This window comes from Sphingomonas sp., assembly GCF_035317925.1.
Taxonomy (GTDB): Bacteria; Pseudomonadota; Alphaproteobacteria; order Sphingomonadales; family Sphingomonadaceae; genus Sphingomonas_I.
This window is the reverse complement of sequence record NZ_DATHFV010000071.1, coordinates 1-21,052: the sequence shown is the minus strand read 5'-3', so window position 1 is coordinate 21,052 and position 21,052 is coordinate 1. Positions and strand designations below refer to the sequence as shown.

Annotated in this window: 22 protein-coding genes; 9 read left to right on the top strand and 13 right to left on the bottom strand. The window is 64.4% G+C overall.

Annotated elements, in window-relative coordinates; genetic code table 11:
- On the bottom strand, window positions 1-725 hold a 725-nt coding region (locus VK533_RS05625; RefSeq protein ID WP_324375812.1), incomplete at its 3' end, for a deoxyhypusine synthase family protein.
- 116 nt (window positions 726-841) lie between these two features.
- Window positions 842-2,068: a type III PLP-dependent enzyme gene (locus tag VK533_RS05620; protein WP_324375811.1), complete on the bottom strand. Its 1,227-nt coding sequence runs from the start codon at window positions 2,066-2,068 to the stop codon at window positions 842-844.
- 248 nt (window positions 2,069-2,316) lie between these two features.
- Here VK533_RS05620 and VK533_RS05615 point away from each other — a divergent pair, with 248 nt between their 5' ends.
- Window positions 2,317-3,210, top strand: a complete 894-nt coding sequence (locus tag VK533_RS05615; RefSeq protein WP_324375814.1) for a threonine ammonia-lyase — start codon at window positions 2,317-2,319, stop codon at window positions 3,208-3,210.
- The gene (locus tag VK533_RS05610; RefSeq protein ID WP_324375810.1) at window positions 3,207-4,001 is read left to right on the top strand and encodes a DUF72 domain-containing protein; all 795 of its coding nucleotides are present in this window, start codon (window positions 3,207-3,209) and stop codon (window positions 3,999-4,001) included. The genes VK533_RS05615 and VK533_RS05610 overlap by 4 nt, the downstream gene beginning before the upstream one ends.
- An 18-nt stretch (window positions 4,002-4,019) precedes the next feature.
- On the opposite strand, the gene VK533_RS05605 is transcribed toward VK533_RS05610, so the two are convergent.
- Window positions 4,020-4,697 (bottom strand): hypothetical protein, encoded by a 678-nt coding sequence (locus VK533_RS05605; RefSeq protein WP_324375808.1) that lies wholly within the window; start codon window positions 4,695-4,697, stop codon window positions 4,020-4,022.
- Between the two features lie 177 nt (window positions 4,698-4,874).
- Here VK533_RS05605 and VK533_RS05600 point away from each other — a divergent pair, with 177 nt between their 5' ends.
- Entirely contained in the window at window positions 4,875-5,072 is a 198-nt protein-coding gene (locus VK533_RS05600) for a hypothetical protein (protein ID WP_324375806.1), read from the top strand.
- Between the two features lie 6 nt (window positions 5,073-5,078).
- Here VK533_RS05600 and VK533_RS05595 read toward each other — a convergent pair whose 3' ends face one another.
- The 5 genes from VK533_RS05595 to VK533_RS05575 form a co-directional block, all read right to left on the bottom strand.
- Window positions 5,079-5,321 carry a hypothetical protein gene (locus VK533_RS05595; RefSeq protein WP_324375804.1) on the bottom strand — a complete coding sequence of 81 codons (243 nt, stop codon included), beginning with the start codon at window positions 5,319-5,321 and terminating at the stop codon, window positions 5,079-5,081.
- A 116-nt stretch (window positions 5,322-5,437) separates the two neighbouring features.
- The gene (locus VK533_RS05590; protein WP_324375802.1) at window positions 5,438-5,824 is read right to left on the bottom strand and encodes a hypothetical protein; all 387 of its coding nucleotides are present in this window, start codon (window positions 5,822-5,824) and stop codon (window positions 5,438-5,440) included.
- 163 nt (window positions 5,825-5,987) lie between these two features.
- Window positions 5,988-7,361, bottom strand: a complete 1,374-nt coding sequence (locus tag VK533_RS05585) for a class II 3-deoxy-7-phosphoheptulonate synthase (protein WP_324375800.1) — start codon at window positions 7,359-7,361, stop codon at window positions 5,988-5,990.
- Window positions 7,362-7,448: 87 nt separating this feature from the next.
- Window positions 7,449-8,966, bottom strand: a complete 1,518-nt coding sequence (gene cysS / locus VK533_RS05580) for a cysteine--tRNA ligase (protein ID WP_324375798.1) — start codon at window positions 8,964-8,966, stop codon at window positions 7,449-7,451.
- A 127-nt stretch (window positions 8,967-9,093) separates the two neighbouring features.
- Entirely contained in the window at window positions 9,094-9,330 is a 237-nt protein-coding gene (locus VK533_RS05575; protein WP_324375796.1) for a hypothetical protein, read from the bottom strand.
- Window positions 9,331-9,590: 260 nt separating this feature from the next.
- On the opposite strand from VK533_RS05575, the gene VK533_RS05570 reads away from it, so the two are divergent.
- Together VK533_RS05570 and VK533_RS05565 are read left to right on the top strand one after the other, a co-directional pair.
- Complete coding sequence (locus VK533_RS05570) at window positions 9,591-11,873, top strand: glycosyltransferase family 4 protein (RefSeq protein WP_324375795.1); 2,283 nt, start codon at window positions 9,591-9,593, stop codon at window positions 11,871-11,873.
- 120 nt (window positions 11,874-11,993) lie between these two features.
- Window positions 11,994-13,274 carry a glycoside hydrolase family 130 protein gene (locus VK533_RS05565; protein ID WP_324375794.1) on the top strand — a complete coding sequence of 427 codons (1,281 nt, stop codon included), beginning with the start codon at window positions 11,994-11,996 and terminating at the stop codon, window positions 13,272-13,274.
- A 200-nt stretch (window positions 13,275-13,474) separates the two neighbouring features.
- Here the strand turns inward: VK533_RS05565 and VK533_RS05560 are convergent, their stop codons facing one another.
- From VK533_RS05560 to VK533_RS05545, 4 genes are all read right to left on the bottom strand, one after another.
- Entirely contained in the window at window positions 13,475-13,717 is a 243-nt protein-coding gene (locus VK533_RS05560) for a PspC domain-containing protein (RefSeq protein ID WP_324375793.1), read from the bottom strand.
- A 211-nt stretch (window positions 13,718-13,928) separates the two neighbouring features.
- Entirely contained in the window at window positions 13,929-14,261 is a 333-nt protein-coding gene (locus VK533_RS05555; protein ID WP_324375792.1) for a cupin domain-containing protein, read from the bottom strand.
- Window positions 14,258-14,695, bottom strand: a complete 438-nt coding sequence (locus VK533_RS05550; RefSeq protein WP_324375791.1) for a nuclear transport factor 2 family protein — start codon at window positions 14,693-14,695, stop codon at window positions 14,258-14,260. Before VK533_RS05550 ends, VK533_RS05555 begins: the two co-directional genes overlap by 4 nt.
- Window positions 14,692-16,035: a M28 family peptidase gene (locus tag VK533_RS05545; RefSeq protein WP_324375789.1), complete on the bottom strand. Its 1,344-nt coding sequence runs from the start codon at window positions 16,033-16,035 to the stop codon at window positions 14,692-14,694. The genes VK533_RS05550 and VK533_RS05545 overlap by 4 nt, the downstream gene beginning before the upstream one ends.
- A 174-nt stretch (window positions 16,036-16,209) precedes the next feature.
- Between VK533_RS05545 and ettA the strand changes: the two genes are divergently transcribed.
- Window positions 16,210-17,889: an energy-dependent translational throttle protein EttA gene (ettA, locus tag VK533_RS05540; RefSeq protein ID WP_324375787.1), complete on the top strand. Its 1,680-nt coding sequence runs from the start codon at window positions 16,210-16,212 to the stop codon at window positions 17,887-17,889.
- 30 nt (window positions 17,890-17,919) lie between these two features.
- Window positions 17,920-18,846, top strand: coding sequence for a phosphatase PAP2 family protein (locus tag VK533_RS05535; protein ID WP_324375785.1), 927 nt, complete (start codon window positions 17,920-17,922; stop codon window positions 18,844-18,846).
- Here VK533_RS05535 and VK533_RS05530 read toward each other — a convergent pair.
- Window positions 18,792-19,124 carry a hypothetical protein gene (locus VK533_RS05530; RefSeq protein ID WP_324375783.1) on the bottom strand — a complete coding sequence of 111 codons (333 nt, stop codon included), beginning with the start codon at window positions 19,122-19,124 and terminating at the stop codon, window positions 18,792-18,794. The two genes, VK533_RS05535 and VK533_RS05530, sit on opposite strands and share 55 nt — an antisense overlap.
- A gap of 119 nt (window positions 19,125-19,243) precedes the next feature.
- Here VK533_RS05530 and VK533_RS05525 point away from each other — a divergent pair, with 119 nt between their 5' ends.
- Both VK533_RS05525 and VK533_RS05520 read left to right on the top strand, forming a co-directional pair.
- On the top strand, window positions 19,244-19,654 hold the full coding sequence (locus tag VK533_RS05525) for a ribose-phosphate pyrophosphokinase (protein WP_324375813.1): 411 nt from the start codon (window positions 19,244-19,246) through the stop codon (window positions 19,652-19,654).
- Window positions 19,655-19,753: 99 nt separating this feature from the next.
- The coding region (locus VK533_RS05520) for a GH92 family glycosyl hydrolase (RefSeq protein WP_324375781.1) at window positions 19,754-21,052 on the top strand (1,299 nt) is incomplete at its 3' end.

The window sequence follows — 21,052 nt, the reverse complement described above, 5'->3', positions numbered from 1 at the left end:
GCCGCCAGCTTGATGTCGGTCAGCTCGCGGAAGTCGGCCACGGCGTCGATGGTCAGGTAGGGCTTGCCCGCCTTCATCCGCTCGACCTGGTGCTTCACCAGGCCGAAGCCGGCCGAAGAATCGGTGAAGGCCGGGCAGAAGATCGGCACGTCATGCTCGTAGGCGAGCTTGACCAGGCTGTTCTCCTTCTTGCCGTGCTCGACGAGATATTTGCCCATCTCGCGGATGAACGCGCGGCTCGAATAAGGACGCGGCTCCAGCGAATTAGCGATCTTGTTGATCGTGAAGTCGCAGTCCTGAAGCTGCTCCTCGTCGATATAGGTATCATAGATGCGGTCGATCAGCAGCGAACGCAGCGTGTCGTCGTCAGGCACTTCGAGCGCCTGATAATGCTTGTGGCCAAGACCCTCGAAAAAATCCATGTCGACGATCGAGGCACCGGTGGCGACGATCGCGTCGACCATGCCCGAGCGGACGAGCTCGGCATAGGCATCCATGCAGCCGCCGGCGGACGTGGAACCCGCGATCACCAGGAAGATGGTGCAGTCGGGGTCCTTGAGCATATCATTGTAGATGCCGGTCGCACGCGCAAGATCGCGGCTGGTGAAGCTCATCTTGCCCATCGCGTCGATGATCGGCCGCGCGTCGTAACTGCGGATGTCGATATGCTCGACCGTTGTGGAGAGCAGCTCCGCCTTGCGGGTGTCGTTGATCTGGTCGGTCATGGGAATTGTCCCCGTATGCACAATGAACCGGCGTCGTTGATGGGGACGCGGAAACCCGAAAGCAGAAGGCCGGACGGTATCCCGCCCGACCTTCCAATCTCAATCAGCCGTGGCTGTTACAGCTTGACGACGTTCGAAGGACGCGCCCGTTCCGGCAGCGCCTCGACATAGGCGCTCGCCATCGGCTCGTCGGCCATGACGACCGTATCCCCGGCGGTGAAGCCGTTGAAGCCGGTGCGCATCGCACAGCCATAAGCGCCGAGCATGCCGATCTCGATATAATCGCCTGCCTGGATGTCGGCCGGCAGCATGAACGGCCCCGCCATATGATCGATATCGTCACAGGTCGGGCCGTAGAAGCTGAACGCCATGTCCTTGGTGTCCGAAACCTCGTCGCGCACCAGCTCGACCGGGAAGCGCCAGTTGACATGCGCCGCATCGAACAGGGCACCATAGGCACCGTCGTTGATGTAGAGCTGGTCGCCGCGGCGGCGTTCGACGCGGACCAGCAGGCTCGCATATTCGGCACAGAGCGCGCGGCCGGGTTCGGCCCACAATTCGGCCGAATAGCTGACCGGCAGCGCCTCGAACGCATTGTGGATCGCGTCGAAATAGGCCTCGAGCGGGGCCGGCTCCATGCCAGGATAGATGGACGGGAAGCCGCCGCCGACATCGATCACGTCGACCGTGACCGCCGCATCGACGATCGCGTTGCGGACGCGGCCGAGTGCCTGGACATAGGCCTGGGGCGACATCGTCTGGCTGCCGACATGGAAGCAGATGCCGAGCGCGTCGGCCGCCTGGCGGGCGGCGAACAGCAAGGCCTTCACCTCGTGCGGTTCAGCGCCGAACTTGGCGGCGAGGCTGAGCTTGGCATGATCCGACGGCACGCGCAGCCGGACGCAAAGCGTCAGGTCGGTCGCTTGCTCGGTAGCGCGCATGATCTTCTCGAGTTCTTCGAGCGAATCGAGTGAGAAGGTGCGGACACCATGCGTGAAATAGGCCTCGCGGATCGCTTCCTCGGCCTTGACCGGGTGCATGAAGCAAAGCGTGGCGCCGGGGGCCATGCGTGCAACGAGACGGACCTCGGCGATCGAGGCGACGTCGAAATGCGTGATGCCGCTTTCCCACAGGAGCTTGATCAGCTCCGGCGACGGGTTCGCCTTGACCGCATAGAGCGACTTGCCCTGAAACTTCTCGACGAAGAATCGGGCCGCGCGCTGTGCGGCGTGCGGACGAATGAGCGTGACCGGCTGGACCGGGCGCTCCTTAGCGATGGCAAGGCTGTTGGAGGCCTTGTTTGGGGTGGCAGCTAGCCCCAGCGCGCTATGATGCTTGTGCAATTCAAGGGACCTCCGATGCCGCAGGAAAACCTGCGGTCTACAGTTGAAAAAAACTGCCTTGCGGTGGAAGTCCCATGGGGCAGCGGAGGGCGTACATAGGGTCGGGGGTCCCCCCTGTAAAGTTGCAATCGCACGACAAAATTCTTGGTTCCGGAATTGCAGGATAAAGCGTGGAAAATCAGGGTTATAACGAAGACAGAACGGTATCGCTCGCAGGTGTGATTGCGGCGGCGAATCGGGTCGCGGGAATTGTGACAAGGACGCCGCTGCTTCCCGTCGCCTCAGGCGAGGGCCGCCTGTGGATAAAATGCGAATCGCTCCAGATCGGCGGCGCTTTCAAACTGCGCGGCGCGTACAATCGGCTGGCACAGATCGGGGCGGCCGGAAAAGCCGCGGGTGTGGTCGCCTTTTCCTCGGGCAATCACGCACAGGGCGTCGCCCGCGCCGCGAAGATGCTGGGCATGCCGGCGGCGATCGTGATGCCGGCCGACGCGCCGGCGGTGAAGATGGACGCGACGCGGGCTTTGGGGGCCGAGATCATCCTCTATGACCGCCACACCGAAAGCCGCGAGGCGATCGCCGCCGCGCTCGCACAAGAACGCGGCGCGGTGCTCGTGCCGTCGTTCGATGACGTCGATGTGATCGAAGGGCAGGGCACGGCCGGCCTCGAGATTGCCGAGCAACTCGGGCACGCACCCGCCCGCGTGGTGACGCCGTGCGGCGGCGGCGGGCTTGCGGCGGGGCTGGCTCTGGCCTTGCCCGACACGGAGATCGTCGTCGCCGAACCGGAGGGCTGGGACGATATGGGCCGCTCGCTTGCGTTGGGTCGCATCGTCGAAGTGCCGGCCGACGCGCCGTTCACCTCGTGCGACGCGCTCCAGACGAAGCGCGTCGCCGATCTGACCTTCGCCACGCTGCAGGCCGCAGGTGCGCGCGGCGTGTGGGCGAGCGAGGCGGAGGTGCATACGGCGATGCGCTATGCCTTCGGTCTCGGCCTGGTGGTCGAGCCGGGCGGGGCGGTCGCGCTCGCGGCGTGGCTGGCGGGCAAGTTGCTGCCAATCGCGGGCGATACCGTGATTATAGGCTCGGGATCGAACGTCGATCCGGCGGCTTATGCCGCCGTGCTGGGAGGGAAAGCATGAGCGGCAGGATCAGGGTCGGCATCGGTGGCTGGACGTTCGAGCCGTGGCGCGACAATTTCTATCCTAAAGGCTGGGCCAAGGCGCGCGAGCTCGAATATGCCTCCACCCACGTCACCGGCATCGAGATCAATGGCACCTTCTATTCGACCCAGAAGCCCGCCACCTGGGCCGATTGGGCGAAGCGCACGCCCGACGATTTCGTGTTCGCGGTCAAGGCATCGCGTTTCTGCACCAACCGCCGCGTGCTGTGCGATGGCGCGGAGTCGATCGACAAATTCATCAATCAGGGCCTCGCCGAACTCGGTCCCAAGCTCGGCCCGATCCTGTGGCAATTCGCCGGCACCAAGCAGTTCGATCCCGAGGATTTCGGCGGCTTCCTCGATATGCTGCCCAAGAGCGTCGGCGGCGTGCTGCTGCGCCACGCGATCGAGCCGCGCCACGAAAGCTTCCGCACGCCGGTGCTGGTCGAGCTGGCGCGCAAGGCGAATGCCGCGATCGTGTTCGCGGATGCGGACAAATACCCGCAATTCGCCGATCTGACCGCCGGTTTCACCTATGCCCGCCTACAGAATGCGCGCGAGGAGGAGCCGACCGGCTATTCTCCGCAAGCGCTCGACCGCTGGGCGGCGACGGCGAAGGCCTGGGCTGCGGGGCAGGCGCCCGACGGCTATGCCTATATCGATCCGCCCGCCGCCAGCGTGGGCAATGCGCGCGACGCCTTCGTCTTCATGATCAACGGCGCCAAGCTCCGCGCGCCGGCAGGGGCGATGGCGCTGATCGCGCGGCTGTAGCCGGGCGAAACGCCGGGCTTACATCGGCACGACGATCGCGTCGTCGTGTCCCGCTTTGCGCCCTTCATTGACCTGCACGGATCCGCCGGATGCCCGATGGGAGGCGCGCTGCGTGGCGGCATTCTGCCTGGCAATCGTCTGCGGCGAAACCTCCACCACCAGGCTTTCCTGCGTGTAGGCGGTGAATTGGGTGCCCGGCTCGATCCTGGCGCTATGCCCGGTCACGAAGATGCCGGGCAGGCCCACCGCAACCACGGTCGCGGCAGCGGCGAGGGGCGCGCCATTGCCTTCCACGCGATAATGGCCCGAAAGCGTTACCGATCGGCCTGCCAGGTCGATGCGCCGCAGATCGAATTCGATCTTGCCCGATTTGCCGAATGCGCCACGGCCGGTGCGCCAGGAAATCTCCGCTTCGGCGCGCGCGCCGGCCGGGATCACGACAGTGTCGCCGACCTTCACATCCTGAACCACCGCCAGGTTGACCTTGGAGCCAGCGTGCAGCGCGCTGGAGCTGATCTGGTCGGTTACCTGCACGATCACCGGGCTGTTGCTTGGCAGCGTTACGTGCGCGGTCGGCGCGGTAACGACATAAGCGGCGGCGGCCATAGGCGCGTTACCGCCGGTTGCGGCGACCGCCTGGGCCGTGTCGGTGACGGCGGCCGCGCACAGAAAGGCGGCTCCGGCTATTCGCTTCATATCCCGTTCCCCGTCGTGCGGCGTGGGCGGCCGCAAGTCCGGACGGGTTATCCAAGGCAGGCTTAAGGAATTTCGCGGGCGGTTGGTTAGCGCGCCGGTAAGACGCGAAATGGACCAATCTGTGGATTGGTCGCCACGGGCTTGTCCCCGGCCGACAGGGGCGGCATGGCGGGCGTCATGCGCACGGTTTTCGATGACGCCGCAGTCCGGCTCTACCATCTGGATGGAGACAGCGGTGCGGCCGCGACCCTGCTCTACGGGACGCTGGCGGAAGCGCTGGCGGTCGCGGCCGAACAGCCGGCCGAGGTCCAGGACGGGCTGTTCCTCCAGACGAGCAACGATGTCGTCGCCTATCTGGATTTCATCGAGAGCTGAGCAAAGTCAGAGGCTGCGCTCGCGCACGAAGGTGCGGGCGCGGCGCTGCGCTTCGGCGATCTCGCGCGCTTCCATTTCCTGTGCGAGGTCGGCGCGTGCAGCCGCGCCGCGGACGTCGCCGGACAAAGCGGCGAGATTGAACCATTTGTGCGCCTCGACGAGGTCGGCCATCCCGCAGTTGATGCCACGATCGTAGAAAGACGTGACGTCAGGGCCGCCGATGCCGCCCGCATAGAAATCCTGGAACATACGCTAACACTCCGCGCCAAAGCCGCTGCCAATCGCGGCGATGACCCAGAGGTAAATGGCGTTGGTTAACGAGGCGCTAATCTTAATCCGGATCGGCTGCTTCTTAACCGAACGATTTAGAGCGGATTGTCCCCGTCGGGTGCGGGCTGGCCGGATGTGGGCTGTGGGCTCACATGGCGCCTGCCTTTCCAGCGCGCGTCCTGTCCTTGCTCATAGGAGAAAGCCGCGACGGCATTCTGACCGATCGGGACCACCGCTGTGCCATAAATGGCGCGTTCGCCGCCGGTGCCGACCTCGACCCCCATCTCGCCATGGACGCGCCGATCGCCGGCGCCGCCCGACAGATCGGCGGCGGCGCGCGTGGCACCGGCCTCAAGCGCGGCTTCGCGCTGTTCGGGGGTCAGGCTGACGATGCCGGAGGGCAGCGGCGCGGTGTCGGCGTTCTGCGCCAGACAGGGCGTGGCGATCGCGGCAAGCAAGGGGAGGGCGGCAAAAAGCTTCACGATTCAGACCCTTTCGCCCCGCATCTAGCACGCAAATGCCTGTCGCGGCGCTGAACACAAGCTGTAACGGCGATTGTGCCGCCGTTCAGGCAGGACAGCGTAAATATTCGGACAAGCGGTCGTCGGCGTCGATGTTTGCCCTAGAAGCGCCGGCGGCCGCGATTCAGGCCGCGTCCTTTTCCCGCTCGCGCATTTCCTGGTTGAGCATTTCGGCGAGCAGGAAGGCCAACTCGATGCTCTGGCTCGCGTTGAGCCGCGGATCGCAATGCGTGTGATAGCGCGCCGCCAGCCCCTGTTCGGTCACCGCGATCGCGCCGCCGGTGCATTCGGTCACATTCTGCCCGGTCATCTCGGCATGGATGCCGCCGCCATGCGTGCCCTCGGCGCGGTGGACCGCGAAGAAACCGCGCACCTCGGCCAGTATCCGCTCGAACGGGCGCGTCTTGTAGCCGTTGGCGGCCTTGACGACGTTGCCGTGCATCGGATCGCAGCTCCACACGACAGGGCGGCCCTCGCGTTTCACCGCGCGGACGAGCGCGGGCAGACCGGCTTCGATCTTGTCGTAGCCGTAGCGCGTGATCAGCGTGATGCGGCCGGGTTGACGCGCCGGATCGAGCGTGTCGAGCAGACGCAGCAGATCGTCCGCCTCCAGGCTCGGCCCGCACTTGATACCGATCGGATTGCCGACGCCGCGCAGATATTCGACATGCGCCGACCCCACGAAACGGGTGCGGTCGCCGATCCACAACATATGCGCGCTGGTGTCGTACCAATCACCGGTCAGGCTGTCCTGGCGGGTCAAGGCCTGCTCATACTGGAGCAGCAGGGCCTCGTGGCTGGTGTAGAAGCTGGTCGCGCGCAATTGCGGCACCGTCTCCGGATTGACGCCGCACGCCGCCATGAAGCTCAAGGCCTCGCCGATGCGGTCGGCCAATTGCTGATATTGCGCCGCCCAGGCCGAACGGCCCATGAAATCGAGCGTCCAGGCGTGAACCTGCTGGAGGTTGGCATAACCGCCCTGCGCGAAGGCGCGCAGCAGGTTGAGCGTCGCCGCCGACTGGCTGTAGGATTTGATCATCCGTTCCGGATCGGGGCGGCGCGCCTCGGGCGTGAAGGCGATGTCGTTGACGTTGTCGCCGCGATAGGAGGGCAGGGAGACGCCGTCGATCTCCTCCACGTCGGACGAGCGCGGCTTGGCGAACTGGCCCGCCATGCGGCCGACCTTCACCACCGGCAGCTTCGACGCATAGGTCAGGACGACCGCCATCTGCAGCAGCACGCGGAACGTGTCGCGGATGTTGTTCGGATGGAATTCGGCGAAGCTTTCGGCGCAGTCTCCGCCCTGGAGCAGGAAGGCCTTGCCCGCGGCCACTTGGGCCAGTTCGGCGGTCAGCGCGCGCGCTTCGCCCGCGAACACCAAAGGTGGAAAGCGGCGCAACTCCGTCTCGGCCGCGGCGAGCGCCTGCGGATCGGGATAATTCGGGAGCTGCCGCGCCTCGTGGTTGCGCCAGCTTTCGGGAGTCCAGTTCGTCGCCATCTTACGTTTTCCTCGCCGCGCATTTCGCGGATAGGGGGGCGATTGGCAAGGATAAGCCTGCTTGGGGCGGGTGCAGGCTGGCTTGGCCTAGAGCGAGACGCGCCACTCCCAGCGCAGCGGATCGCCGTCCATCACCTCGACCCCGGCAGCAATCAACTCGTCGCGGATCGCGTCGGATCGGGCGAAATCCTTGGCCGCGCGCGCCTGCTGGCGTTCGTCGAGGCGGGTTTCGATGGTTTCGGGCGTGAGGGTAGCAGTAGCCGGTCGTACACGAAGGTCTGCGCGCGTCAGATTCAGCAGATTGAGTCCAACGACCTGATCCATCGTGGCGAGCAGGCGAAGCTTATTATCAGCCACCAATACCGGATCTACGAGTACCTCTTCCAGCAAAGGCATTACCGCCGGTGTATTCAGATCATTGCTGACCTTTTGATCAAACTCCGTAAGAACGCCTGTAAAATCAAACCAATCGTCCTCATCCACGATAGAATCTTGGTGGCTGCTAATAGGCGGAGGAGGAGAGAAATGTTCGAAAGGGCGCCACTCTGTTCGTTGGGCCGACTTTTTGAGCTTTTCGATGGCAGCCACTATCCGCCTGAGGCGGGTGAGTGCTGAGGATACTGCATCGCCGCTGAACTCAAGTTCCGACCTGTAGTGCGAAGAGAGGCACAAAAGCCGATAGGCGAGAGGGTGGACGCCGGCATCGATCAGCGACTGGAGCGTGGTGAAGCCGCCGCCGGATTTTGACATCTTTCCAGAGCGATCGACCAGGAAGTTGTTATGCAGCCAGAAGCGTGCGCCGGTGAAACCGGGCTGCTCGGCGCTGCAATCGCAATAGGCCTGGTTCTGCGCGATCTCGTTGGGATGGTGGATCTCGCGATGGTCGATGCCGCCGGTGTGGATGTCGAACGGCTCAGGGCCCAGATATTGGAGGCTCATCACCGAGCATTCGAGGTGCCAGCCGGGCGCGCCACGGCCCCATGGTGAATCCCATTCCATCTGGCGCTGCTCGCCCGACGGCGATTTGCGCCAGATCGCGAAATCCTGCGGGTTGCGCTTCCCCGAAACCGGATCGATCCGGCTTTCGCCCTCATCGGACACGCTGCGGGCGAGCCGGCCGTAATCGGGCACGGTCGAGACATCGAAATAGAGGCCACTCTCGATCTCGTAGCAATGATCCGGCGCGATCTTCTCGGCGAAGGCGATCATTTCCGCGACATGATCGGTCGCGACCGACCAGATGGTCGGGGAGAGGATATTGAGATCGGCGAGGTTGCGCTTGAAGGCGGCAGTGTAGAAGGCCGCGACCTCCCAGATATCCTTGCCCAGGCCGGCGGCGGCCAGCTCCATCTTGTCCTCGCCGGCATCGGCGTCGCTGGTCAGATGGCCGACATCGGTGATGTTGATGACGTGGCGGACGTCCCAGCCCTTGAACAGCAAGGTCCGGCGCAGCGTGTCGGTGAAGACATAGGCGCGCAGATTGCCGAGATGCGCGAAATTATAGACGGTCGGCCCGCAACTGTAGACGCGCGCCGTATTTCCGTCCGACGGCGCGAACGGTTCGAGGCTGCGGCTGAGGCTGTTGAACAGGGTCAGGGTCGTCATGGTGCGCGCTCGTTAGCCCGATCGTGGCGGCTGCGTCACCCCGCGGCGTTGCGGCCACAAAAGAAAACGGGCGCCCGTTACCGGACGCCCGTCTCTTAACCGGTACCGCCGCGAAGGCGGGGGACGATTACTGCTTGTTGGCTTCGACCGCGTCGGCTGCGGAGTGCGCATTGTCCGCCGCGTTGTCGAGAGCGGCGGAAGCCGCATCGTTCGACGTGTTGTCGGCCATGTCCTCGAGGTTCTCGCCGGCGTTGTCGAGCGCATTCGCGCTCGCGTCGGTGGCGTTCTCCGCCGGGGTCTGCTTGCTGCAAGCGGCCAGAGACATCAGGCCGGCAGCGGCGAGAACAAAGACTACCTTCTTCATTCGAGCTGCTCCACGTAATCGTTCTGGGCCCGGCCCGAATGCCGTCCCGAAGGCTCCATTAGCGTGCCGGTTTTGCCCGTCAACGCTGAATTTAGCGCGGGCCTAACTCACCTTGGCGTATTTTGTTGCAGTGCAGCATAATTTCTGCAACCTTTTAGACGTTGAAGATTTGTTCAGGAACACCAGCTTTAAGGTGCTCCGAACATCTAATCGGAGTTGTGCCAGCCGGGGTATCAGCGGAAGAACTGAAAGAAGGATCGATGATGACGGGCTCTGCCGGGGTTACCAGGATCAAGCGTATTGCTCTGATCGGCAACAGCCCTCCGCGCCTGTGCGGCCTCGCCACCTTCACCCGCGACGTTTACCAGGCGCTGCACGTCTCGTTTCCCGAAATCGGTATCGATCTCTATGCGATGAACGATCCCGGCGGCTCCTATGCCTATGGCCCGGAAGTGTCGTGCACGATCGCGCAGGAAGATCTGAACGACTATCGCGCTGCGGCGCAGCGGATAAATGACAGCCGCGCGGATGTCGTTTTAGTTCAACATGAATATGGTATTTTCGGCGGTCCGGCCGGCGCGATGCTGCTACGCCTGCTCGATCGCGTCGATGCGCCGGTGGTGGTTACGCTCCATACCGTGCTCGAACAGCCCAACGCCGATCAGCGTGCGGTGATCGAAGCGCTGGCACGGCGCGCGGCGAAGCTGATCGTGATGGCGGAAAAGGGGCGCGAGCTGCTCGTCCGCGTTCATGGCATTTCCTGGAACCAGATCGCGGTGGTGCCGCACGGCGTGCCCGACCGGCCGTTCGTCAAGCCGGAGAACGTGCACCAACGGTTCGGCTTCGGCGGTCGGCGCGTCTTGCTGACCTTCGGTCTGCTGTCGCCCAACAAGGGCATCGAAACGATGATCCGCGCCATGCCCGCGATCGTCGCGGCGCATCCTGAATCGCTCTATGTCGTGCTCGGGGCGACGCATCCGCATCTGGTGGCGCGGGAGGGCGAAACCTATCGCGAAAGCCTGAAGGCGCTCGCCGAGGAATTGGGTGTCGCCCAGGCGGTACGTTTCATCGACGGCTTCCTCGATCAGGAAGCGCTGCTCGATTATCTCGAAGCGGCGGACATCTATGTCACGCCCTATCTGAATGAGACGCAGATAACGAGCGGCACGCTGGCCTATGCGGTCGCGCTCGGCAAGCCGGTGGTGTCGACGCCTTACTGGCATGCGGTCGAGTTGCTCGGTGCGGTCGGCGGTGTTGTGGTGCCGTTCGGAGAGAGCCGCCGCTTCTCCGAAGAAATCATCACCTTGCTCGACGATCCGGCGCGCCTCGCCGACATGGCCAATCGCGCTTATTCGGCGGGCCGTTCGATGGTGTGGAGCGCGCTCGCCGAATCCTACCTCGCTTTGTGCGAGGAAGCGGTGCGCAAGCGCCCGGTGCGGATCCAGCGCGTCCGCACGATCGATCGCGTCGCCGCCAGGCCGCGGCTCGAGGCGATGCAGCGCATGACCGACGCGACCGGCATGATCCAGCACAGCAATTATGCCGTGCCGGACCGCAATCACGGCTATTGCGTCGACGACAATTGCCGCGCGCTGATGCTGATGCATCGCTTCGATGGCGACGACGAAGTCCGCGCCGATCAGCTGGCGACGATTTACGGCGCGTTCGTCCAGCATGCCTGGAACGGCGAACTCGGTCGCTTCCGCAATTTCATGGGCTTCGACCGCCAGTGGCTCGAAGCCGAAGGCTCGGAAGACAGTTTCGGCCGGTCGCTCTGGGCGATCGGCGCGACCGCGGCCGAGTCGCGCAATCCCAACATGCGCCGCTGGGCGCTCAACCTTTTCGATCAGGTCGCACCCCATTCGCTGTCGCTGAGCAGCTTGCGCACCTGGGCCTTCGCCTTGCTCGGCGCGGATGCGGTTCTGCGCCAGCATCGCGACCATCCGGTCGCCTGGACGCTGGTGCGCGATTTCGGCGGGTGCCTGCTGGCCGAGCTGCGCCGTGAGCGCCGCGACGGCTGGACCTGGTTCGAACCGGTGCTGGCCTATGACAATGCCCGCCTGCCCGAAGCCTTGATGCGCGCGGGCGAGCTGCTCGGCGATGAGGCGATGATGGAGGAAGGCTTGGCCGCGCTCGCGTGGCTCGACGCCAAGCAGACCAATGGCGACGGCCAGTTCCGTGCGGTCGGTACCGACAGTTTCGGCCGGGCCTATGCCGATCCGCTGCCGTTCGATCAGCAGCCGCTCGAGGCGTGGGCGACGGTCGATGCCATGCTGTTCGCGCACCAGGTGACGCGCGACACGCGCTGGCTGGATGCGGCGTGGCGCGCGCACGGCTGGTATCTGGGTGAGAACGATTTGAGCCTGCCGATCGCGACCGTGGCCGATGGCGGCTGTTATGACGGGCTGATGAGCGACCGGGTCAATCTGAACCAGGGCGCCGAATCGATTCTCGCCTTCCAATTCGTCTGCACCGCGATGACGAAAGCACTGGCCAATGCCGGGACCACGCCGGCTCAGATACGGACCGGCCTTGTAAGATAGTGCGTTTGCGGCGACCCGTTGTCGAATAGGGCTTTCTTTGCCGGTCGCGTACCGGAATAACGCATCTGCGCCGGGGGGGATTCCGGCGAGACGTTCAACGACAGCCGCCGGGGTATCCGTTTGCTCGATGTAATCCATCACCCACTGCGCCTGTCGGCCGATCCGGCGCGGGTCGTGGTGCGCCCGTTCCATATCCCGATCGAGGCGAGTTCGTCCGCCGGCCGGCCCGGCCGCGTCCGCCGCATCGTCGATTCCGTGCTCGCGCTCGATGAGGAGATGGCGGAGATCGAGCTGGAACTGGTGCTGCGCGATTTCGAGGCGCGCCACTGGCAGACTCGATCGGTGTTCATGACGCGCTATGCGCAGATCGAGCAGGCGCTGGCGCTCGACGGCGGCGAGATATCAGAGATCAAGCAGCAGCTGATCGGCGCCTATTTCTGCCACGAATATAGTTATGCCGCCGCAGCGCTGATGAACCCCAGCGTGATACCGCACCCCGACCAGTCGGGCCTGTCCAAGGGCGCGGTCCGGATCGCGATGTCACTGCGCGCGGTCGGCGAGGGGCATATCTCCTCGGTTTCGTTCCGCGAGGGCATTCTCGGCCCCGGCCCGACCGTCGAACTGATGCCCGAGCCGCCCTTCGCCACCGCCGCCGACAGCGCGATCGAGGTCGGCAACGGCGCGATCGAGGTCCATCGTCACGCCGACAGTTCGCTTTCGGGCACCGTGTTGTTCCCGATGACCGCCGCCCAGTCCAAGGGGCTGGAGGATATGCGGCTGGTCGAATTCACGCACGACGACGGCAGCGTCGAATGGATCGGCACCTACACCGCCTATAATGGCGCGACGATCCGGTCGGAACTGCTGCGCACGCGCGATTTCCGCAGCTTTACGCTCATGCCGATGGGCGGGCCGGCGGCGCGCAACAAGGGCATGGCGCTGTTTCCGCGCAAGGTGGGCGGCGAATATCTGATGATCGGCCGCCAGGACGGCGAGAATGTGTTCCTGCTCCGCTCCGACAAATTGGACCAGTGGGGCGAGGGCGAACTTCTGCTGACGCCCAAATATCCCTGGGAAATGGTCCAGATGGGCAATTGCGGCTCGCCGATCGAGCTGGAGGAAGGCTGGCTGCTGCTGACCCACGGCGTTGGTGCGATGCGCAAATATTCGGTCGGCGCGGTCCTGCTCGACAAGAAGGATCCGTCGAAGCTGATCGGTCGGATGAGCCAGCCTTTGCTGTCGCCGGCGGATGAGGATCGCGAGGGTTATGTGCCCAACGTGGTCTATAGCTGCGGCGGCATGCGCCATGGCGACCTGATCTTCCTGCCCTATGGCGTGGCCGACAGCTCGGTTGCCTTCGCCTTCGTCTCGATCAGCAGCCTGATCGAAGCGATGCGATAAAGGAAATCCCCACGAAGCCAGAGCCTGATCGTCTTTGGTGGAAGCGCAGAGCGCTTCCGCTGATGGCGTGAATCAGGCTCTTATAATGTTGAGACCTTGATTCACGCTTCAGGCAAAGCCTGAACCGATCAAGGTCTTGGCTTCGTGGGGATCCTACAGGCGGTTCCGGCCTAGGGGGCCGCCGGAAGACCGCTAAAACATCAGGCGTGGATCAGGGTGCGGGTGTTCGCGCGCTTGCTGCTGGACCGGGTCGCCAGCTTGGCGACGAGGACCGCGATCCCGGCCACCGCATAAGCGGCCACTGCGATCTCGGCATTGAGCATCACGCCGACCAGCAGCACGAGCCGCAGGTAGAGCGGGTTGAAGCCGAACGTATCGCCGATCGTGTGGCAGACGCCCAGGAGGTTGTCGCGGGCGGCAGCGGGGGCGGTCTGGTTGGTCATCGTCTTGATCCGTATTCTTGTCGGCGGGCCTATCCCGCCGTGTCATCATCAGCTTTGCAGGGGTCGTGCCAATTGGCCCGCAGAGCCTGAATGCAGGCTTAAATGCAGGCAGAGCCATGATTTTCGCTAATATGTGGCGGAAACCACCAATGTGCGGTTGTCCGAATCCGGTCATTTTCGAAATGCGCCCTGTCCGGGCGCGAACAGGTGATCAGCCGAAGAAGGCGACCCAGGTGGCGAAATCTTCGCTCATGCCGATAAAACGATGCGGGACGTTCTTCGGTATCCAGGCGAGATCACCCGCCGCGAAGGGCTGCGGCTTGCCCTCGATCTCCAGCGTCGCGGTGCCGGCAACGCAAATATAGGCCTCGTCGCGTGTATGTTCGGTTTGGTGATCGGTGCCGCGCGGCGTGAAGATCAATAGCTGCGCGCCTGGCTGGTTGAGCAGGCATTGGTAAGGCTCGCCCTCGGGCCACTTCGCGGTCGCCGGCAAGGGCAAAGGCGCGATCGCTTCGGCGAGCGTCTTGATCCAGGCGTCGCTCATTGGGCGGGCAAGGGGGTCACTTGGGTATAGACCACCATCCATTGGCTGTTCCGCCGGGCGAACGTGTCCGAATAGCGGAAATGCTGCTTGAAAGGCTTGCCGTGATCGGTGCCGTGCACCCACGCCTCGCCGCCGACGATCGCGGTGTCGGGCGAGGGGCGGATGAACAGGCGATCGCTGATGTCGAACGGCTCAAGATGCGCGTTCGGGTCGGTAAAGCCGTCGATGAAGTCTTTCTTGTCGCCGATCCGGCCCGACCCATGGACCAGCAGGTAATCCGGCGCGAGCATCCGCTCCAGCACCGCACGGTCACCATGTAGTTGGGCGTCGTCGAAGGCCTGCGCAGCCGCACGGATCTCGACATTGTCCGGCGGCGTCTGCGCGGCGGCAGGGGCCGCGATCATCAGGGTCAGAGCTAAATAACGCGCGTTCATTCCTGCTCCTGTCGGGGCGGCAAGGGCGCCAATGGATCGTCGCTATCAACGACCGTGCGCAGCATTATGCTCCATGCCTCGATCGCCTGCGCCAATTGCACCGGATCGATCTTGTCGAGCGTGTCGTCCGCAGTGTGGTGGATCTCGAAATAGCGCGTGCCGTCCTGTTCGAGATCGATCACGGGCGTGCCCTTGACCACCATCGGGCCGACATCCGTCCCGCCATGCGCGGCGCCGGGGCGGGGCTCGACCCCGATCAGGTTGAGCCTGGCGGTAAGATCGTCACGCAGCGGGGATTTGGGCAAAGCGAGGCTCGCGCGGAAGCCCCACACCTTGTCGCCGCCGAAATCGGCCTCGGCGGCCAAGGCGTGCTTCTCGCCGCCATGCGCCTTGGCATAGGCGAGGCCGCCGAAACCGCCCGGCTCCTCCGCGCCGAACCAGACGAGGCGGATCGTCCGCTTGCCGCGCGGCCCGTCGAGGATCGACTTGGCCGCCGTGGTGGTGATCGCCACGCCGGCCGCATCGTCGATCGCGCCGGTTCCCAGGTCCCAAGAGTCGAGATGGCCGCCGATCAGCACGATACCCGCCGATGGATCGGTCCCCGGCACCTCGGCGATGACGTTGCCCGACTGATGCGTGCCCGTCATGTGCGGCGTGAGTGTGAGGTGGAGTGTCACGGACTTGCCGCGCGCGAGGATACGTTCGAGCTGCTCGGCGTCGGGCACGGTCAGCGCCGCGGCGGGGATCGGTTTCACGCCGTCGCCCCAGTCGGTGACACCGGTATGCGCGACGCGGTGGTGATCGGTCCCGATCGAACGGATCAGCATCGCCGCCGCGCCCTTTTTCGACGCGATCGCGGCGCCGGAGAAGCGGATCGCGCCATAGGTGCCGTAGGAAGAGCCGTCCTGGGTGGCTAGCATGCGGTGCCACACGAATACGATCTTGCCCTTCACCGCCGCATCGGGCGCGGCCTTGAGCGCCTCCAGGCTCGGAAAGCCGACAATCTCGGCAGTGATCCCGGCCTCGGGCGTCGCGCCGCTATTGCCCAGTGCGGCGAGCACCAGTTTCTGCGGGAAGGGCGCTACCACTTCGGCGGTTTCGGCGCCGCGCACCCAGACTGGCATGTCGAACGGCTCGACATGGACGTTGGCGAAACCCAGCGCCTTGAGGTGCGCCACCGCCCAGTCGCGTGCCCGCGCCTCGGCCTCGGTACCGGCGAGCCGCTGGCCGACCTCGGTCGTCAGTCCTTCGATAATGCCATAACCGGTGGCCGGCGGCGGCGCGGCGAGTGCGGTTGAGGAGAGCAAAGCGGCGGCGAGCGGGGCGATGAATATGCGCATGCGCGCTGGCTAGGCCATCCGCCCGGGCTTTGGCAACGCGCCGGTATTTCGATGCTGCCATAACCGGGATTTGCGCAACGCCAGCGCGATCCCCATGTTGGCAAGCGCGAGCGGTCCGTCTATCGGCTGCGCTCACAGTTTCTCACATCATCGAATCCGCGGAGACGCCATCCCATGGCCGTGCAGTATAGCTTCGTCATGAAGGGCCTGACGAAGACCTTCCCGGGCGCCAACAAGCCGGTGCTCAACAATATCCACCTGCAGTTCCTGCCGGGCACCAAGATCGCGATCATCGGCGTCAACGGCGCGGGTAAGTCGACGCTCATGAAGATCATGGCGGGCTATGACACCGAATATTCGGGCGAGGCGTGGGCGGCCGAGGGCTTCCGCGTTGGTTATCTGCCGCAGGAGCCACAGCTCGATCCGGACAAGACCGTGCTTGAGAACGTCAAGGACGGCGTGCGTGGCGTCGCCGACATGGTCGATCGCTTCAACGCCATTTCGGCCGAGATGGGCGATCCCAAGGACGATACCGATTTCGACGCACTGCTCGAGGAAATGGGCACGCTCCAGGAGAAAATCGACGCGGTCGACGGCTGGACGCTCGACAACCAGCTCGAGATCGCGATGGAAGCGCTGCGCTGCCCGCCCGGCGATGCGTCGGTGGTCAAGCTTTCGGGCGGTGAGAAGCGCCGCATCGCGCTCACCAAATTGCTGCTCGAAAAGCCCGAAGTGCTGCTGCTCGACGAACCGACCAACCATCTCGACGCCGAGAGCGTCGCCTGGCTGGAGCGTCACCTGATCGATTATGCGGGCAACGTCATCCTCGTCACCCACGATCGCTACTTCCTCGACAATGTCGTCGGCTGGGTGCTCGAGCTCGACCGCGGCCGCGGCCTGCCGTTCGAGGGCAATTATTCGGCCTGGCTGGAAGGCCGCGGCAAGCGGCTCGAACAGGAGGACCGCGAGGAAAAGGGGCGCCAGACCGCGATCCAGCAGGAGCTCGCCTGGATCCGCCAGAGCCCCAAGGCACGCCAGACCAAGTCGAAAGCGCGTATCAGAGCCTTCGACGAACTCGTTGAAAAGCAAAATGATCGTCGTCCGGATTCGGCGCAGATCCTGATCCAGATACCGGAGCGTCTCGGCCACAAGGTGATCGAGGCGACCGGCCTGACCAAATCCTATGGCGACAAAAAGCTGATCGACGATCTGTCCTTCACCTTGCCGCCAGGCGGCATCGTCGGCGTGATCGGCCCGAACGGCGCGGGCAAGACCACCCTGTTCCGGATGATCACCGGCCAGGAAAAGCCGGATGCGGGCGCGATCGATGTCGGACCGACCGTGAAGCTCGGCTATGTCGACCAGAGCCGCGACCATCTCGACGCCAACAAGAATGTCTGGGAAGAGATTTCGGACGGGCTCGACCGCTTCACGTTCGGCAAGCATGACGTCGCGACGCGCGCTTATGTCGGCGCGTTCAACTTCAAGGGCCCCGACCAGCAGAAGCGCGTCGGCCAGCTTTCGGGCGGCGAACGCAACCGCGTTCATATGGCCAAGATGCTGAAGGAGGGCGGCAACGTCCTGCTGCTCGACGAGCCGACCAACGATCTCGACGTCGAGACCTTGCGCGCGCTCGAGGAAGCACTCGAGAATTTCGCGGGTTGCGCGGTGGTGATCAGCCACGATCGCTTCTTCCTCGATCGTCTCGCCACGCATATCCTCGCGTTCGAAGGTGACGGCCATGTCGAATGGTTCGAAGGCAATTTCGAAAGCTATGAGGAAGACAAGCGCCGCCGCTTCGGCGACGCGGCCGACCGGCCGGGCGCGGGCGCCTACAAGAAGCTGACGCGCTAGGCGGCGTTTGGGGGGGGCGGGCATCCGACAATGCAGGAAGCCCGTCCCGCCTTCTTCGATCGTATCTGGCCGGAGACGCTCCGTATCGCGCGCTCGCCGATCGCGCTGATCCTGTTCGCAACCGCTTTGATCGAACTCGTCTGGGGCCTGCTGATCGGCCTCCGCGTCAATCTGGGCCCGATTGTGGGTCTGCAAGTCGTGATCCCCGGTGCGGTCGCCTTGTTATGCCGGATGATCGGAAGGTTGCGCACGATCGGCGCGATCGCGGACACGATCTTCGCCTGGACCGTGATCGCGGTGGTTGGGACGCCGCTCACCTATCTTGCCGCGCGCGCCGACTTTCCGTTGCGCGACGGTCTGTTCCGTTCGCTGGATCTGAGGCTCGGTTTCGACGGCCTGAAATGGGTGGCTACGGTCAACGGCCACCCCTGGCTGCACGCCGTCCTGGCCATCGCCTACGGCAGCATGGGATTACAGGTTCTGTTCTGTTGCGTGCTGTTCGCGCTGACGCGGGAGATGTGGCGTTTCCGCGAGATGTTCTGGCTCGCCTGGCTGGGGCTGCTCATCACCTGCCTGATCTCCGCCTTTCTCCCCGCGGCCGGCATCACCGCGCGCTACGCGGTGCAGGATCCGGCCTGGCGCGAGCATCTGACGATTTTGCGGGGCGGGCGGCCGATCCTGGCCGAGATTGGCGGCATGAAGGGGATCGTCTTCTTTCCGTCCTATCATGCCGAGCTGGCGATCATATTCGCCTACGTGAACCGCAATGCCGGGCTGCTGAGCTGGTTCATGCTGGGATTGAACGCGCTGATGATGGTCTCCGCCCTCAGTGAGGGGGATCATTATCTGGTCGACGTGATCGCCGGCATCCTGGTGACGAGCGGCCTGATCCTGCTTTTGCGTTATTCGGGCTTGGTAGAAGGCTCGTCCGACGACGCACGCTTGACCGCGCGGTAGCGGATCATCCCGATCGCGAAGAAGCCGAATACCATCGTCATCCAGGTCGAAAGCTCTGGAACGTCGGATGGCGAAGGCATCATGCTGCCGCTGCTGGGCCAGGGCATGTGGCTTTCCTGTGATGACGCGAACAGGTAGCTGACGCCATCGGTGCCGTTTCCGGTCAGGTGAATCGTCAGGCTTTTGTCCTTCGAGCCCGGATCGGTCACGGCATAAGCCGGTATCGCGACCAGCGCAGCGCAGGCGCCGAGCGCCACCGCAAAACGAGAAATCTGCATCGCATACCCCCTCGGCCGGATTGCCCCCGCAACCCTGTGGCCGGCGCATATGCTACGGCGCAAAGCCCGTCGGCGCAATGGCGCGAGGTCCGCGTCCCGGATATGGAGGCGGTGTGGCGATCGAAACCTTGTCCGAATGGCTCGAAGCCGAAGGTATCGTCCCGACCGAGGGGCCCGGATCGATCGCCGATGTCGTACGGGTCCGGGCGATATTGATCGCGGCGGCGCGCGCCGGCGAGGCGGTCAGCTATTCGCAATTGCTGGGCGAACTCGGCCACCGCTTCACCCGGCCCAAGATGCGCGCCGTGTGCAAGACGCTCGACGCGATCGATGAGGCTGGCGCGGCAGCGGGCGAGCCGGGGCTGGCGGTGCTGGTCGTGCGCGAATCCGATCGGCTGCCCGGGCAGGGCTGGTGGGTCGGCTCTGCCGCGCGCGGTCATCCGGGCGCCTGGACAGGCCCCGAGGCGGCGGCTTTCGTTCGCGCATTGCAGCAACATGTCTTCGATTATTGGCGCGGCCGGCAGGATTGAGAATGACGGCAGTCCCGCGCCCATTGATGCCCGCAATTCGCGCTAGCCTTCGGCCGCAGGCCCGATAGACACAGGCGCATAAAAGGCGGGGAGAGGCATATGGTCACGCGGCGCGAAGTGTTGGCGGCCACGGCGGCGACGCTGGCGGTGGCGAAAGCGGGCTGGAGCGCCGAGCGGGCAGGCAGCGGTGGCCTGTGCGATCATGTCGATCCTTTCATCGGCACGGGCGGCCACGGCCATACCTTTCCCGGCGCGACCGTGCCGTTCGGCATGGTCCAGCTCAGCCCCACGACCGATAACAGCCGTTGGGACGCCTGCTCGGGTTATCATCGCGACGACCGGACGATGCTCGGCTTTTCGCATAATCATCTGAGCGGAACGGGTGTCGGCGATATGTTCGACGTGCTGGTGAGCCCACGCACCGGGCCGATCCTGCTCGATCCGGGCACGATCGACGATTCGACCGGGAGTTATCGGCAGCATTTCGCCCATGCCGATGAGCGCGCCTCACCCGGTTATTATCGGGTTCTGCTCAAGGAAAGCGGGGTCGAAGCCGAATTGACCGCGACCGATCGGGTCGGCCTGCATCGTTATCGTTTCCCGGCGGGAGCCCAGAATCCGCATCTGCTGATCGACCTTCACTATGCGATGAAGGACGCTGGCATCACCAATGCCTCGATCCGCATGGTCGCGCCCGATCTGATCGTCGGCTCGCGGCGCGTACATGGCTGGGCGGACGGCCGCATCATCCATTTCGCGATGAAGCTGTCGCGACCCTGCGCGAGCGTCCGCCTCTACAGCAACGGTCGGCATCTGCCTGCGGGCGCCACAGCGGTCGAGGGTGCCGACCTCAAGGCGGTGCTGCATTTCCCCGATGCCGCCGCGGCGCCTTTGCTGGTGAAGGTGGCTCTGTCCGGCGTCGACGCGGACGGCGCGATCCGCAATCTCGATGCCGAGCTGCCGGGTTGGGATTTCGATGCGGTCCATACCGGTGCGCGGGCGCGATGGGAGCGCGAACTGGCGCGTGTCCGAATCGAAGGCGCGAGCAATGTGCAGGCGCGCATCTTCTACACGGCTTACTACCACACGATGATGGCGCCGACGCTCTTCTCGGACATCGATGGACGCTATCGGGGCATGGACACGGCGGTGCACAGCTTGGCCCGCGGCCAGGAGAATTATTCGACCTTCTCGCTGTGGGACACGTATCGCGCGCTCCATCCTTTCTTCAGCCTTGTCCAACCCGCGCGCAACGCCGACTTCGTCTCCTGCCTGATCCGGATGACGGCAGAGAGCCCAGTCGGGCCGCCGGTGTGGCCGCTGCAGGGGATCGAGACCGGCTGCATGATCGGCTGGCATTCGGCGGTGGTGATCGCGGAAAGTTACGCCAAAGGCATC